Annotated in this window: 19 protein-coding genes and 2 tRNA genes; 2 read left to right on the top strand and 19 right to left on the bottom strand. The window is 73.8% G+C overall.

Going from position 1 to position 13,860, the window contains the following annotated elements; translation table 11 throughout:
* Nucleotides 1-13: 13 nt before the first annotated feature.
* The 12 genes from ACFXAM_RS06425 to ACFXAM_RS06370 all read right to left on the bottom strand — a co-directional run bounded on the left by ACFXAM_RS06425 (nucleotide 14) and on the right by ACFXAM_RS06370 (nucleotide 7,567).
* Nucleotides 14-676 carry a hypothetical protein gene (locus ACFXAM_RS06425; RefSeq protein WP_380287987.1) on the bottom strand — a complete coding sequence of 221 codons (663 nt, stop codon included), beginning with the start codon at nucleotides 674-676 and terminating at the stop codon, nucleotides 14-16.
* A 61-nt stretch (nucleotides 677-737) separates the two neighbouring features.
* On the bottom strand, nucleotides 738-917 hold the full coding sequence (locus tag ACFXAM_RS06420) for a hypothetical protein (protein WP_380287985.1): 180 nt from the start codon (nucleotides 915-917) through the stop codon (nucleotides 738-740).
* Between the two features lie 55 nt (nucleotides 918-972).
* Nucleotides 973-2,505: a hypothetical protein gene (locus tag ACFXAM_RS06415; protein WP_380287983.1), complete on the bottom strand. Its 1,533-nt coding sequence runs from the start codon at nucleotides 2,503-2,505 to the stop codon at nucleotides 973-975.
* Nucleotides 2,502-2,681, bottom strand: coding sequence for a hypothetical protein (locus ACFXAM_RS06410; protein ID WP_380287981.1), 180 nt, complete (start codon nucleotides 2,679-2,681; stop codon nucleotides 2,502-2,504). The genes ACFXAM_RS06415 and ACFXAM_RS06410 overlap by 4 nt, the downstream gene beginning before the upstream one ends.
* 17 nt (nucleotides 2,682-2,698) lie before the next feature.
* Complete coding sequence (locus tag ACFXAM_RS06405; protein ID WP_380287979.1) at nucleotides 2,699-4,324, bottom strand: hypothetical protein; 1,626 nt, start codon at nucleotides 4,322-4,324, stop codon at nucleotides 2,699-2,701.
* Nucleotides 4,325-4,405: 81 nt separating this feature from the next.
* A complete protein-coding gene (locus ACFXAM_RS06400) occupies nucleotides 4,406-4,897 on the bottom strand; it encodes a hypothetical protein (protein ID WP_380287977.1) in 492 nt (163 codons plus the stop codon).
* A complete protein-coding gene (locus ACFXAM_RS06395) occupies nucleotides 4,894-5,319 on the bottom strand; it encodes a hypothetical protein (RefSeq protein WP_380287976.1) in 426 nt (141 codons plus the stop codon). Before ACFXAM_RS06395 ends, ACFXAM_RS06400 begins: the two co-directional genes overlap by 4 nt.
* 222 nt (nucleotides 5,320-5,541) lie before the next feature.
* Nucleotides 5,542-5,733: a hypothetical protein gene (locus ACFXAM_RS06390; RefSeq protein ID WP_380287975.1), complete on the bottom strand. Its 192-nt coding sequence runs from the start codon at nucleotides 5,731-5,733 to the stop codon at nucleotides 5,542-5,544.
* Nucleotides 5,733-6,098, bottom strand: coding sequence for a hypothetical protein (locus tag ACFXAM_RS06385; RefSeq protein ID WP_380287973.1), 366 nt, complete (start codon nucleotides 6,096-6,098; stop codon nucleotides 5,733-5,735). Before ACFXAM_RS06385 ends, ACFXAM_RS06390 begins: the two co-directional genes overlap by 1 nt.
* On the bottom strand, nucleotides 6,095-6,706 hold the full coding sequence (locus ACFXAM_RS06380; protein ID WP_380287971.1) for a hypothetical protein: 612 nt from the start codon (nucleotides 6,704-6,706) through the stop codon (nucleotides 6,095-6,097). Before ACFXAM_RS06380 ends, ACFXAM_RS06385 begins: the two co-directional genes overlap by 4 nt.
* Nucleotides 6,703-7,035, bottom strand: coding sequence for a hypothetical protein (locus tag ACFXAM_RS06375; RefSeq protein ID WP_380287969.1), 333 nt, complete (start codon nucleotides 7,033-7,035; stop codon nucleotides 6,703-6,705). Before ACFXAM_RS06375 ends, ACFXAM_RS06380 begins: the two co-directional genes overlap by 4 nt.
* Nucleotides 7,036-7,327: 292 nt before the next feature.
* A complete protein-coding gene (locus tag ACFXAM_RS06370; RefSeq protein ID WP_380287967.1) occupies nucleotides 7,328-7,567 on the bottom strand; it encodes a helix-turn-helix domain-containing protein in 240 nt (79 codons plus the stop codon).
* A 281-nt stretch (nucleotides 7,568-7,848) separates the two neighbouring features.
* Between ACFXAM_RS06370 and ACFXAM_RS06365 the strand changes: the two genes are divergently transcribed.
* A complete protein-coding gene (locus tag ACFXAM_RS06365; protein ID WP_380287965.1) occupies nucleotides 7,849-8,280 on the top strand; it encodes a hypothetical protein in 432 nt (143 codons plus the stop codon).
* A 127-nt stretch (nucleotides 8,281-8,407) separates the two neighbouring features.
* The gene (locus tag ACFXAM_RS06360; protein WP_380287963.1) at nucleotides 8,408-8,665 is read left to right on the top strand and encodes a hypothetical protein; all 258 of its coding nucleotides are present in this window, start codon (nucleotides 8,408-8,410) and stop codon (nucleotides 8,663-8,665) included.
* A 55-nt stretch (nucleotides 8,666-8,720) separates the two neighbouring features.
* Here ACFXAM_RS06360 and ACFXAM_RS06355 read toward each other — a convergent pair whose 3' ends face one another.
* The 7 genes from ACFXAM_RS06355 to ACFXAM_RS06325 form a co-directional block, all read right to left on the bottom strand.
* A complete protein-coding gene (locus ACFXAM_RS06355) occupies nucleotides 8,721-10,007 on the bottom strand; it encodes a tyrosine-type recombinase/integrase (protein WP_380287961.1) in 1,287 nt (428 codons plus the stop codon).
* A gap of 148 nt (nucleotides 10,008-10,155) precedes the next feature.
* Nucleotides 10,156-10,228, bottom strand: a tRNA-Ala gene (locus tag ACFXAM_RS06350).
* 182 nt (nucleotides 10,229-10,410) lie between these two features.
* Entirely contained in the window at nucleotides 10,411-10,539 is a 129-nt protein-coding gene (locus tag ACFXAM_RS06345; protein WP_014137031.1) for a DLW-39 family protein, read from the bottom strand.
* 257 nt (nucleotides 10,540-10,796) lie between these two features.
* Nucleotides 10,797-11,132 (bottom strand): DUF6191 domain-containing protein, encoded by a 336-nt coding sequence (locus tag ACFXAM_RS06340; protein ID WP_380287959.1) that lies wholly within the window; start codon nucleotides 11,130-11,132, stop codon nucleotides 10,797-10,799.
* Nucleotides 11,133-11,272: 140 nt separating this feature from the next.
* Nucleotides 11,273-11,349: transfer RNA gene (locus tag ACFXAM_RS06335), tRNA-Ile, on the bottom strand.
* Between the two features lie 16 nt (nucleotides 11,350-11,365).
* Entirely contained in the window at nucleotides 11,366-12,760 is a 1,395-nt protein-coding gene (locus ACFXAM_RS06330) for a class I SAM-dependent methyltransferase (RefSeq protein WP_380287957.1), read from the bottom strand.
* A 276-nt stretch (nucleotides 12,761-13,036) separates the two neighbouring features.
* On the bottom strand, nucleotides 13,037-13,771 hold the full coding sequence (locus tag ACFXAM_RS06325; protein ID WP_380287955.1) for a DUF3566 domain-containing protein: 735 nt from the start codon (nucleotides 13,769-13,771) through the stop codon (nucleotides 13,037-13,039).
* Nucleotides 13,772-13,860: the final 89 nt, after the last annotated feature.

Below are 13,860 nucleotides of genomic sequence, written 5' to 3'. Positions count from 1 at the left end.
GTGTCAACGAGGGTCAGGCGGCGGGCTGGTCGGCCGCGCGGGCGCGGGCGCGTTCGAGGGCGCGGCGCAGCGTGAGCCACTGGAGCGGGCCCCACGTCTCGTGACACCGGGCGCAGCGCAGCGCGGAGGAGCCGCGAGGGAGTTCGAGGCGGCCGCCGCACGGGGCGTCGCCGGGGCGGGCCGGGTCGGGGTGGTGGCCGACGACGGTGGGGCGGTCGGTGGGGCGGTCGGTGGGGGCGACGTGGCGGGTGGCCGCGGCGTGCAGCTGGTGGACCTCGCGGGCGCAGTCGCCGGCGGCGGGCCAGTCCAGACGGATATACGTGAGGTGCTGGTGGAGGCCGCGGGTGGCGCGCAGCAGGCGGCCGTCCGGGTGGCCCCAGGGGTCGGGCCAGTGCAGCTCCAGGTCCTCGTGCAAGGCCTGGCGCCACGTCTCCAGCACGGTGACGGCGCCGCCCGGCCCGATGAGGTCGAGGACGTCCAGGTCGACGGGCAGGGGGGCGTCGGCCGGGGTGGTGGGGCGGGTGCCGAGGCGGTCGGCGGCCTGGGCGGAGGGGCGCAGGTAGGCGGCGAGGGCGGCGTAGAGGGGCGGCAGGTCGGCGAGGTGGCGGCCGAGGCGGGTGCCGCAGGGGGTGCAGAGCCGACCGGCGGTGGGGCGGGTGCAGAGCTGGCAGGCCACGGTGGTCCTCCTGGTGGTGCGGGCCGCCCGGCCGGTGGTGGCCGGGCGGCAGGCGGGCGGGTCAGGGGTGGCGCGTCTTGCGGATGTCGTGGTCGCCGATGTCCAGCTCGACGCGGCACCACTGGCCGTCGGCGGTCTTGTGCCAGCGGGTGAGGCGGATCGTGCCGTCACCGTGGCGGGGGGTGTAGACGGCAACGGGGCGTCCGCAGGCCGGACAGTCGGCGTACTCGGTCCAGGCCACGGCGGTCTCCTTCGGGGTGGGGCAGCCCGGGGTACCGGGCGGCCGTTGACGGGCGTCAGCTGGTCGGGGTAGGGGCGGTAACTCGGTCGAGGGCGGCCCGGAGCCGGGCTGGGGCGAGGTCGCCGGTCACGTCGATGCCGGCGGTGTCGAGGACGGCGTGCAGGGAGACCAGGGAGGTGATCTCGGCGGCGAGGTCGCTGGCCGTGGGCGCCGGGTCGGTGGCAGCGCAGCGGTCGGCCACGCGGCGGAGGATCTCGCCGAGGACGGCGGCGGTCGAGTCGGCGCGGCGGGCCTGCCGGCGGGCCTCCAGGATCGTGGACTCGTACGCGGCGGTCGTACGGCGCAGCCGGGCGCCGGTCGCCGCCCGGTACTCGGCGATCAGGGCCAACACGGCCTGGTAGCTGAGGAGTTGGTCTTGGGCGTCGCGCAGCATGTCGGTGATGCGAAGGCTCGCCTGGCGGGCGCCGGCGGCGGAGCGGCGGTCCTGCTCGGCAGCGGCCTGGTGCTGCTCCCACAGGCGCAGCAGGGTGGTCTGCTCGGCGGGGCCGAGGGCGCGGGAGGCGCGTCGGATCAGGTGGTCGAGGCGGCGGCGGGCGGCTTTGTCGAGCGCGGCCGGGGTGGGGTGGCGGGGTGCCGGGCGGGCGGCGGGCGCGGTGCGATCCTCGGGCTGGCCGGGGTGGGGTGAGCGGGGCGGGATAGTTCCGGTGGTCGGGTGGAGCGCCGCGTCGACCTCGACCCGGAGCGCTGTCGCGGTGGTGGACGCACAGCCCACGTAGCGGTGCAGGGCTGCCTCCACTGCTGAGATGCGGGCCCGGAGGGTGCTGACCTCGACTCGGTGGTCCGCGAGGACCGACCGCTGGTGCGCGGCGCGGTACCGGGCGGAGCGCCAGGCGTTGCCGTAGCGGGTGAGCTGGGCTTCGCGGCGGATGTTGCCGCGGACCGCGCGGGCGAGCGAGCGTACTTCCTCGGCCTCCCACGCGGTGAGCGGCCGGGTCTCGGCGGCGTCGATCAGGGCCTCGGCGGCAACGAGCCGGCGGGGAACGTCGGCGGGGTCGAGCGGGGCTGGGTTGGCGGGCTGCTCCTGGGCGTTGCGGTATTCGTCGATGTGGGTGGGGTGGAGGCGGGCGCGCAGGCTGTCGGCGGCGTCTTCGGCGTGGGCGCGGCCGAGGGCGGTCTCGTTGAGTGCGGCGCGGAGGTAGTCCTGCCGGTCCATCAGGGTGGGCAGGTCGGTACGGGCGTGGGCGATGAACTCGGCGTCGGCCAGGGTGCGGTTGCCGAGGTAGCCGAGGTTGATGTCGAGCGTGCCGGAGGTGTCGGTGACCCGGCGCACGAGGTCGTGGCGGTCTTCCTCGATGTGCCAGGGGCCGGGGGTCGCGGCGTCGGCCCGCCGTCGGACGGCGTCGAGGTCGAGGTAGGGCTGCTGCGGGGTGGACACGGGGCTGCTCCCGGGGATGAGGCCGCTGTGGGTGGCGGCGGTGCGGGTGTCGGGGAAGTCGGAACCGGCGGGGCCGGCGGGGCTGCGGCCGAGGACGGCCAGGCCGGCGACGGCGACCGGCGCGGTGGCGGCGAGGACGGCCAGGGCGTTCACCGCGGGGTGATGCTCCAGCCGCCGCCGATCGGGGTGACCTCGGCGGCCTGGGTGAGCGGGGCACACGGCCACCAGCCGCCGCAGTGGCAGACGGGCGGGCCCCAGGGGTCCGGGCGGCCCGGGATGGTGGTCGGGGTGTGGTCGCGGATCGTGGTGTCGGGGTGGGTGGTGGGCACGGTGGTCTCCTCGGGGGTCAGGCGGTCCAGGCGATGCCGTGCCGGCCCGCCCAGTCCGCGTCTGCGGCGGCCTCGCGCTCCAGGCGGCGGGCGGCGAGTTGCTCGCGGTAGGCGCGGCCGATGGGGGCGGCGTCAGGCTCGGCGGGCGGGACGGCGGCCGCGGCCTGGCACAGGGCGCACGGCAGGGTGGTCGCGCGGTGGGTGGGGCAGAGGCGGCGCGGCGCCGGGACAGCGGCCGGCGCCGACGCCGGGGCGGGGGCCGGCCGGGGCGCGGGTACGGGACGCGGGCGGTGCTGCGCCCGGCGGGCCGCGGCGCCCTCGCGGCGGTCGGCCAGCACCTTCGTGCAGGTCCGGCAGTCTGCCTGCCGGGCGGTGTCCCACCCGGACTCGCAGACCGGGTCGTCACAGCCGCGGCGGGTCAGGCCGCGGCGGACCAGCCAGCCGTACGGGCGGCGGATGTCGGCCGGGTCCGCGCTGGCCCAGCGGCGTGCCACGCGCTCGGCGACCCGGCCGACGTCGTCGACGTCCTCGATCGCCTGGCCGATCGCCCGGGCGGCCTCCCGCTGCTCCCAGCGGCTCATCCGGTCGGCCAGGCCTGGGGCCTGGGCGAGGACGTGGTGGGCGGCGGCGGTGATCAGCAGCGGGGGCAGAGGTGCGGTTCGCGGTTCCGGCGCAGTCGATGCGCGGCCGGGCCCGGCGGCGGCCTCGCGGGTGCTCGCGGGCGCGCCCGTGACGCGCGGTACGGACGTATCGGCTACGCCGGCACCGCAACCACCCACGGGGCGGGGCCTGTTAGAGAGATCTTGTTGAGGTGATCTTGTTCGTCCGGTCGATCCGGCAGGGGTGGTGACGGTCGGATCGGCAGGGGTGGTGACGGTCGATCCGGCAGGGGTGTCGGTCAGCGCGTCGAGGTCGAACAGGGCGATCTGGCCGTCGACTTCGGCGCGCGGGGCGACCGGCGGCGGGGCGCAGCGGCGGCTCTTGGTCTGGCGTGGCTGCGGAAAGTCGAGGAGGAGCTGGGTGGGGACGCCGGGGATCGGGGCGTGGTGGACGGTGTAGCGGGCGGCGCGGCCGGAGGAGTCGGCGCGGCTGATCCAGCCCGAGGAGACCAACTCGGCGACGGCGGCCCGGGCCTCCTTCTCGCCGATGCCGGCGAGGGTGGCTATCAGTCCCACGCTGCTGGGCTCGTTGAGGTGCGCGCGTACGGCGAGCACGCAGTAGGCGGAGAACAACGCACCGAAGAGGGCGTTGCGGGCGTAGGAGCTGACGCACACCCACAGCACGTCGTCGTCCTCGGAGGGCAGGACGAGGACGCGCGCGGACGTGCCGCCGGGACGCTGGACGGCACGGACCATGCCCAGCGCCTCGGCGCGGCGCAGCGCCGCGCCGACGGTGTCCGGGTGCAGGTCGAGCGCCTCGCCCAGGGTGCGGTCGGAGGCCCAGCAGTAGCCGTCCCGCAGGCGCGCGTAGTCGCCGGTCAGGGTGACCGCGCGCAGGTGATCGCCGGTCACCTGCGCGACCCAGTGGTGAGGGAAGCGGGTCCAGAAGGGGGAGGCGATGGGGGCGGTAGTGGGCGCCGGGGTCTGCCCGGTGCCGAGGGGCGGATCGGGCTGGACGGCGGCGGCGACGGCGGGCCGCGGCATGATGCTCCAGGTGGTCCGGGGGTGGTGCCGGTGGGCGCGGGACGGTGCCGCCGCGCCCACCGGCCGTGCAGGGCAGGCGCTCTACGACTGCGGGGCGAGGCCGGCGGCGGCGAGGCCGACGACCAGGTCCTCCAGGAGGTCCGCGGGCACGTCGTCCGCGCGGCCGCGCAGCGCGGCCGCGACGGCCGTCCGAACCCGCGCTTCGGCCGCGGTCGGGTCGTCGAACAGGACGCCCTGCCGGGGGTCGCGCCGACTCGTGTGGCCGTCGGCGTCGAGGTAGTAGACGGTCGCCGGCGTGATCGCCTTGGGCGCCTTCAGCACGGTGGCGACCGAGATGGACAGCGGGCCGCCCTCGACGTGCCCCTTCGGGGCCTCCACCGTGACGATGACGGCCAAGGTGCCCTTCTTGCCGTGCTCGGAGACGGCGCGGTTCAGCTCGCGCAGCTCACGGGACGCGGCCTCGTGGACCCGGCCGCCCATGTGCTGCATCAGGAAGTCGGCGAAGGCCTCGGGGTCGACGTCCGGCAGGACCTCGCCGGTGCGGAGGTCCAGGTGGGCGGTGGTGGTGCTCATCGGGCGGCGTCCTTGTATCCGGCGGCGATCAGGGCGGTGGTCAGGTGCGCGGCGAGGCGGTCCCGCTGGGAGTGCTCGCGCAGGTCCGCAGGCAGACACAGGAACAGGGCGTCCATCAGCACGGCGTGCAGACCCGTGGCCGGGGCGGCCGGCGGCGGGGTGCGGGTCTCGGACGCGGCCTGGACCCACTCGTCGTAGTCGGCGAGGTCCATGCCGTTGGTGATGGGGGAGCCGAGCGCGGTCGCGGCGGCGAGCGCGAGGGTGGCGTGCACACCGGCCTCGGCCACCAGGTGCGCGATGCTCTCCGGCGAGCGGTCGTCCTCCCAGGCCATCCGCAGGCGCTGCTGCGCCCATCGGTAGTGCTCGGGGCCGGTCCAGGACGGAACCTCACCGGTGGCGAGGTCGACGAGTATGGGAGACATGAGGGTCCTCTCGGGGGCGGAGGGGGCAGACGGTCAGGTGTGCGGGCCCGGCGACGTCAACCAGGTGCCGGACGGCGGCCGCGCCGAGCGCGGCATCGCGGTGACCGCACGGGCAGTCGTAGTCCGCAGTCGGGGGCACGTGCGGTCCGTACGGCGGGCCGGACCCGAACACGACGTGCAGCCCGACGAGGAGGGGGCCGCGGGCCGTGCCCGGGTCCGGAGTCACGGCCGGAACGGGGTCGGTCTGAGGCCGTCGGCGACGGCCAGGAGCGCGACCAGGTCGTCCTCGGCGCGCTCGGCCTGCCAGGCCTGCTGCGCCCGCGCCTGTCTGGCCTCGGCGATGAGCTGCTCGACCCACGCCACGACGAGGCAGAGAGCGGCGATGATGCACAGGGCAAGGAGCCAGCGGAGCATCAGATCTCCTCCGCCGTACGCCTCAACGGGATGGGGCTGACGTAGTACTCGGTGTTCGCGCCGTCCGCGGAGAGGTACAGCTCGCCGTCCGGCTCGTCGTCGTTCACCGGCGCCCACACCAGCCGGGCGCCCGGCTGGTGCTCGACGACGTCCAGGAGACAGCGGTCCTGCGCGACCTCGCGGGAGACGTACAGGCCGAGCGGGTCGGTCTCCCACTCCGCCCGGTACACGGTGAGCGGGGTCGTGTGCAGCGCGCCGGCGGCGTCCAGCGCCCGGACGATCTCGGCCGGCGTCGCGCCGGGCCGGCCGAGGACCGCCCGGACGACCAGCTCAGCGGTGTGCAGGGTGTGCTGGTCGCCCGTCACGCGGTCACCGCCGTGAAGCTCGGCAGGATGATGGTCTGGCAGCTGACCGGGATCCCGTCGAGCGTGCACGTCGCGGTCAAGTAGACGTACCCGCCGCCGGACTTCTTCCGCTCGATCGAGGCGCCGAGCAGGGCGGCCCAGGCCTCGACGGCGGGGCCGTTGTCGAGGGCGTGCACCAAGATGGTGGGGCCGGGCGCGTGCGGGACCGTCTCGACGGTCACCGATCGGGGCGCCGGCTGGAGCCGCGCGGTCAGCCGCTGTGCGACGTCGAGGGCAGCGGCGAGCCGGGCGTGGTCGTCGGCGTCGGCGGCCAGCGGCAGCGGCCGCGCTTCGAGGGCCTCGATCCGGGTGTCCGCCGCCTGGACACGGCGGTCCAGGTCCACGATCTCCGCCACCAGCTCGCGCAGCACCGGGAGCACCGTGGCCAGCAGACGCCGGGCGGTCCTGCGGGTGCGCTGCGACCAGGTGAGCGCCCGGGGGACGACGGCATCCAGGTCGCCGGTGTAGATGGCGGCGAGGCGCTCCAGCGGCGGCGATCCGGCGCCGTCGGAGCGGACTCCCCGCAGGATCTCGACGGCCCGGTCGTAGGTCATGGTGGTGCCGGTCACGCGGTCACCCCCGCCAGCGCCGGGGTGCTGAACGGGACGTGGGCGAAGACGACCACGCAGACGTCGCCCTGGGCGATCGTCAGGGTCCACTCCAGGCCGTCGTCCCGCCGGGCCGTCGAGACGGCGGCGGACGGGATGGCCTGGCGCCAGACGTTGATGGCGACGACCGCGTCCGGGCCGGCGAAACGCCCCTCGGCCGTGCCATCGGGGTGGATCGTCCACGCGGGCGCCGGCGCGCGCCGGCTCGCCGCGGCCTCGATGAGCCGCTGCACGGTGCGCAGCACAGTGTGCTGCGCCCGGAGCTGGCTGGGGTTGGTACCGTTCTTCACGGGTCCTACTTCCGTTGAGTGCTGGGTAGGGCCGGGCCGCTTTCCGGGTGCCACCGGGGGCGGCCCTTGTGTTACTGGGGTGTCTGATCCGGCGGGGGAGTCCGGACCCTGACGTACTGGCGGACCTCGCCGTCGCGGTCACCATCGGCGGGCCGGGAGATCCGAACCACGGCCAGGCCCTGAGCGGTGCGCAGCGCGGCGAGGATGGCGGCGACGTCGGTGGGGGGACCGTCGAGACGGATGCGGGTCGTAGTGCCCAGGGGAGACGGGCGGTCTGTCACGGTCGGAGCACCTACCGCCGGGCCCCGCGCGGGACGAGCGCGTCGGGCAGGCCGTCCGGCGCGGCCGGCGCGGGGGTGTGGGTGTGCAGGCGGCGGATGGCCTCGATGTCGTCCGCCGAGAAGCGAACGCTCCTGCCGTACTTCTGGTGCGGCAGGCGCTTGATGTGCCGGCGCAGCCAGCCCTCCTCGATGGCGAGGTACTCCGCGAGCTGGGTGTACGTCAGCGGAGCGGTGAGGGTGAGGGTGGTCATGGGTGGCGGCTCCTTCTTCTGTGCCGCGCGAGGCCGTTCGGTGTCGCTCGATGTCGCTCAGCGCGGCTCGCGTTCCGGAACGGAGCATAGCTGTTCTCATTCGAGAACACCACGGCAAGCGCCACGTCCGCGTTCGGGTACGGAACTGATCTTTGGCGAGATCGCGTGTCCGCCGACACAGCGGCGCCTGTAGCGTGTCCGGGGACGGGTGTGCCACAGGCAGCCCGAGTACCCGCCCCAGGGCAGCGGCCGGCGGGGAAGCGTGCGAAGGAGGAGCCAGCATGTCGGAGGCCAGGAAGACAAGCGACCCCTCACCCAGGCTCGGGCCACTGTCAGCCCTGGTGAGTGACGCCCTGACCCGCATGTCGTTCCGGGAACTCAGCGAAGCAGCGGTAGACCCAGAGACTGGGTACGCCCCAGGGCTGAGCTACCTGAATAAGCTCTCAAAAGGGAAGATCACCCGCGCCCCAGAGCCTCAGGTTCTCCGTGCGCTCTCGGCCGGCATCAGGCTTCCCCTGCGACAGGTTCAAGCCGCGGCCGCCGAGGAGTTCTTGCAGTACGTCCCCACCGAGCTGGCCGACCTGCCGCCGGACGTAAGAGCCATCGTTGGGCACTTGGCTGACATGGACCCGTCCGATCTGCCGCGCACCAGGGCCGTAATCGAGGCACTCATTGCTGCCGAAGACGAAAAATCTAGCTCAAGAAATGTTTAAGCTTGAGCAATTCTGATACGGAGTAGATACCTCCTGTTTTCGCCAGTCGAACGGGTGTACGGTCGATCCCGGCCTCGCGAGAACAGGGCGGCAGCGTGGCCGCCGGCAAGGGGGTTGTGTGGAAACCGTGGAGACCGTGTCTGCCCTGCTCGACGACGGTGCCCCCGTCTCGATCCTGGTCATCCGGGGCCGGCTCCTGCTGCTGACCGACCCCCGGATAGTGCCGGGCACCACCGCAGCCAGCATGGCGGGACTGATCGGACGGTGGATGGCCGACACCAACACGACGCCGGACCGTGCAGCAGACGTCCTCGCCTCGCGCGTACGACAGATCGCAGCCGGGGCACTCACCCTCCCCCAGGCCTCCGACCACGCCGCCGCCTGACCCAGACACGCCGCTGCGCCCCGCTCGTTGAGACGGGGCGCAGCGGCGTCTTCGGCTAGACCGGCGTGGCCTCCAGCTCCAGTGCGCCCCTGACGTCGTCCGGGATCACCGGGTCCAGGGCGGCCTCCATCGAGTACGCGACGGCGGCGACCAGGTCGTCGTCCAGGATCGCGAGCAGGTGGCCGTACTCGTCGATGGTGGTCTGGATGCTCTCGTGTCCGAGACGGGCCGAGATCGCAGGCAACGGGACGTTGCGGGCAACGAGCCACGCGGCGTGGGTGTGCCGGCAGTCGTGCAGTCGGGGCTGCTTCAGCATGCCCTCGGCGGCGGCGGCTTCGATGGCGGGGAGCCACCGCAGCCGGCGGAACGTGCCAGGGAGCCACGGGCCGCCCTCGACGGCACAGAACAGCAGGTCGGTCTTCTTCTTCCCCCGGCTGGCGCGGGCGAGGATCGAGGCGAGGTAGGGCGTCAGGATGAGCGTGCGACGGGACTTCACGCTCTTGGGCGCGCCGGTGATCCGCTTGCCGTTCTCGTCCTCCTTCCACGTGCGGGAGACCCTGAGGACGGGCCGGCCGCCGACGCGGTCGACGTCGCGCACCTGGAGCGCCGACACCTCGCCCCACCGCAGCCCTGTGCCGAGCATGACCTGAACCAGGTCGACGGCGTCAGCGGCAAGGTGTCTCAAGAGCAACCCGGCTTCCCAATGCTCAAGGAAGGTCTTCTCCTCGCTGTCGCCGTCGTCGGTCCGCGGCAGCTTCGTGTCGGAGCAGGGGTTGTACCGGCGCAGCGGGGTCTGTCCTCGGGTAGCCGATCCGAGGATCGCGCTGAGGAGGCCGTGGTGGTCTCTCACGGTCTTGGCGGAGTACGCCTTGCGCTTGCGGCCGGGCGGGTCGTGCGGGGCCGCTGAGCCCTCCTTGATGTCGATGAGCCACGCCTTCACGTCCTCTTCGGTGATGGCGTCCGGCCCGTCGGTGATCGTCTTGTCCCGGAACCAGGGGACCATGACGTCGCGGACCATCCTGTAGTACTTCCGCTTGGTGCCGCCCTCAATACCCGTGAGGAGGCTCACATGCTTCTCGGCGTAGGCCGCGAACATGTGCGCCGGATCGACCGCGGGCGCCTCCGGCTCAGCGGCCGCCGGGTCGACGAAGCCCACCCCCTTGATCCAGTTGGGCGGCCAGTGCTGGCCGTGCCCGTTGACGAGGTCTTTGAAGCGCTCGGCGCTCGTCTCGTCGTCGAACTTCTCGGTTTGGTCCGGGTCGTTCCGGCCTCCACCCTCACGCCATGTGACGGTGTAGGTGCAACCACCTCGCTTGCGTTCCCGAACGCGAATAGATGCCATGCGATGAGAGTACGCCGATGGTGTGTAAATCGGTGCTGTAACAACAGCGGCGGATCCCCGGGCCGAGCCCGGGAACGACGAAGGGCCTGACCAGCTTTCTGCTGGTCAGGCCCTTCGTGGTGCTACTGCCCACCTACTGTGGGGCATGTGGAGCTTAGGAGACTCGAACTCCTGACATCTGCCTTGCAAAGGCAGCGCTCTACCAACTGAGCTAAAGCCCCGGGGCGGCACCGGGCGCGCCGCCGGACACCAGGGTACCCGGTCCCGGCACCGATCCGGTGCCCCCTCCCGGCACTCCTGCCGTGCGGGGCCGGGAAACTCCGGCCGACCCGGTCACCCGACCGGCCCTGGAGGCACCTGCGGCGCCTCCCGAAGACTGTCGATCGTCAGATCGCCGGGGGCCTCAGCGACCGGCCGGAACCGGGTCGGTGGCCTCGGTCCACAGGTCCTGCTCGGCGCGGTCCGCCTGGACCTGACGGTAGACAAAGAAGCCGCCGAGGGCGACCAGGGCGACCAGGAGAAGCTTCTTCACCGCGGGACCTCGTCCTTCTTGCGTTGACGGACTCAGCAGCCGTGCGCCGATCGATCCGATCGGGCCGACGAGTCCGTGGTTGTGTTACGAGCACGAACGGGCGGTCGGGATGCCGGACTGCCCTTGCGGCCGATGATACACACCGGTGTCCCAATCGTGACCAGCCACCGCTGCCTCCAACCGACCCGTCCGGCCGGAGGATTGACGCCACACCTCCTGTCGTACGGTCGGCCCGGCACGGAGCCCGCGCGGAGCCCTCACCGTTCCCGCCCATCGGCCGCCCCGCCGGGCGGCCGCACCAGCACCACGACCCCCGACGCCAGGTCCACCCGGGTGCGCGGCGGCGCCCCGTCGTCCTCCTCGTCGCGCAGCATCAGCGAGCTCTGCCGCTCGTCGAGCTGGTGCTGCTTCCCGGCCGCGAACTGCGCGTGCAGCTGCTCGAAACCGGTCGCCGAGATCTGCCCCTCCCGGCCGGTCCCCCGCCACGGCACCAGCCGCGAGCGGCGCGCCCGGAGCGCCAGCTGATCGACGAAGGCCAGCACCACCAGGACGCAGACCAGGCCGGGGATGGTCATCGCGAAGACCAGACCCATTGCGCCACCGCCTCACCGTCGGACGCCGCCGGGGCGGACCCCGGCCTCCACCGGTAGAACACCCGGCCGCAGCCGGGGGTTCCCCGGAACCGGCGGCGGAACGCCGAAGGGCCCGGAGCAGTGCTCCGGGCCCTTCGCGGTGGTGGGGCTAACAGGACTTGAACCTGTGGCCTCTTCCTTATCAGGGAAGCGCTCTAACCGTCTGAGCTATAGCCCCTTGCCGCACTGAAAGATTAGCGGACCGATCCCCGATCCCCCAAATCCGTTACGGCCGGGCCTGCGGCGGGGCCCTCCGGGACGGGCAGGTCGGAGGCGGTGCCGACGGCGGTCAGCCACTCCGCGCGGGTCGCCGGGAGGTGCGCGGCGCCCTCGGCGGTGGTGCGCACCGCGAGGATCTGGTTGACCCCGATCCGGTTCTCCTCGAAGGCCAGCGCCGAGGCCGCCATGTAGAGCCGCCAGACCCGCGCCCGGCCGCGCCCCACCAGCCCGACCGCCTCCGTCCAGTGCGCCTCCAGGTTGGCCACCCACTCACGCAGGGTCAGCCCGTAGTGCTCGCGGAGCGACTCGACGTCGCGCACCTCGAAGCCGGCCTCCTCCAGCCGGGAGACCGTGGAACCGACCGGGGACAGTTCGCCGTCCGGGAAGACGTAGCGGTTGATGAACGGGCTGGGGCGGTACGGCTCACCGGGGTGGCCGGGACGGCGGGCGATCTGGTGGTTGAGCAGCCGGCCGCCCGGGACCAGCAGCCCGTACAGGCCCTCCGCGTACACCCGGTACTGGGCCTCGCCGACGTGCTCCGCCATGCCCACGCTGGAGATCGCGTCGAACGGGCCGTCCGGGATCTCCCGGTAGTCCTGCAGCCGGATCTCCACCCGGTCCGCCAGGCCGGCCTCCTCGACCCGCCGGCGGGCCAGCGCGACCTGCTCCTCGGAGATCGAGACGCCCACCGCCGTCACCCCGTAGTGCCGGGCCGCGTGCAGCACCAGCGAGCCCCAGCCGCAGCCGACGTCCAGCAGCCGCATCCCGGGCCGCAGGCCGAGCTTGCGGCAGATGAGGTCCAGCTTGGCCTCCTGCGCCGCCTCCAGGCTCTTCGCGCCGGGCTCCCAGTAGGCGCACGAGTAGACCATCGACGGGCCCAGCACCAGGCCGTAGAAGTCGTTGCCGACGTCGTAGTGGTGGTGGATCGCCGCCCGGTCCCGGCCGCGGCTGTGCAGCCGCCCCCGGCCCACCGGGGCCTCCTCCGGCGGCGGGGCGGGATCGGGCCCGAGCGCCCCGGCCCGCAGCAGCGCGCCCACCGCCCGGCGCCCCCGGACGCCCAGCACGTCGCCCGGGCCGAGCCGCAGCCGGCGGATCTCGGGAAGCTCGGCGAAGTGCGCGACGGCCCGCAGCACCTCGTACAGGTCGGAGCCCGGGGCGACCTCCAGGTCCCCCGAGACGTAGGCCCGGGCCAGGCCCAGCTCGTCCGGCCGCCAGAGCAGCCGGCGCAGCGCCCGGCGGTTGCGCAGCACCACCGTGGGCGCCCCCGGCGGCCCGGCCGCACTGCCGTCCCAGGCCTGCACCCGCAGTGGCACCGGGACCCCCAGCAGCCCGTCCAGGGCCTCGACCAGCCGCTTTGCGAGCTCCGCCATCGCGCGTCTCCGTCCTGCCGTGCCTGAGCAGCCGTCCCGGACCCGTCCGGTGGGAACCGGGGAGGCCTGTGGCGGCCGGGTGACGCGGAACGAGCGGACCAAGCTAAGCCCACCGCTCCCCCGGCCCGTCCGGGCGGCACGCCGCGCCGTGCGGCTGTCACCCGAATGCCGACGGGCCCCACCGGCTGCAACAGCCGGTGGGGCCCGCTGATTCCGTCCACGGACGGAAAATCCCCGAGGGGGGAGGGGAACTGATCCCGGGTCAGGCCCGGGGGATCAGTCCTCCTCGGCCAGGGTGAGCTCGATGCCGCCGGTGAAGCCGGCCGCCGCGTTGTAGATGAACGCCGAGAGCGTGGAGAGCGCGGTCAGCAGCACCACGTCGACCACGGCGATCAGCGAGGTGAAGGTCATCACCTTGCCGAAGCCCACGTAGTCCATGATGTTCAGGCCGCCGCCGTTGGTGTCCGAGCCGGTGACGTCCTTCAGGGTCTTGCCGAGCGAGTCGAAGACGCCGAGCGAGTCCAGCGTCATCCACAGCACCGCGGCCGCCACGATGATGATGATCCCGACCGCCAGCGACAGCAGGAAGCTGACCTTCATGACCGACCACGGGTCGGCCTTGGTCACCCGCAGCCGGGCCTTCCTGGTCCGGCCCAGGCCACCGCCGGCGGCCGGCGGCGCGGCCGGACGGCGCACGCCCGCGGCGGGCGTCCCGCCGGGCGGGGTGTTGCCGCCGCCGACCCGGGTGCCCCGGGGCGGGGTCGGCTGCCCCTTGGCGTAGGTGGTCGGCTGGGAGAAGCCGTTGCCGCCCGCCGCCGGGGCACCCGGCGGGGGCGTCGGCTGGCCACCGTACGTCCCGCCCTGGCCCGCCCCGCCGACCGGCGGCATCAGCGAGGTGGACGCGGCCGGGTGCTCGGCCGGCGGCTGCGGCACGCCGTACGCCCCGCCGCCCTGTGCTGCGCCCGGACGGCCGCCGGCGGCGCCTCCCCCAGCACCCGTGGCTCCACTCACTGGTCCTCCCGCACTTCCCGCCAGGACGGCGCACCGCCCTGCTTCGTCACTCGTCATCCAGCGCCCGGCGGGATTGCCCGGAACTGGTC

It is taken from the genome of Kitasatospora sp. NPDC059462 (assembly GCF_042749955.1).
GTDB lineage: Bacteria > Actinomycetota > Actinomycetes > Streptomycetales > Streptomycetaceae > Kitasatospora.
The sequence above is the reverse complement of the archived record's forward strand: the minus strand, read 5'-3'. Positions and strand labels throughout refer to the sequence as shown.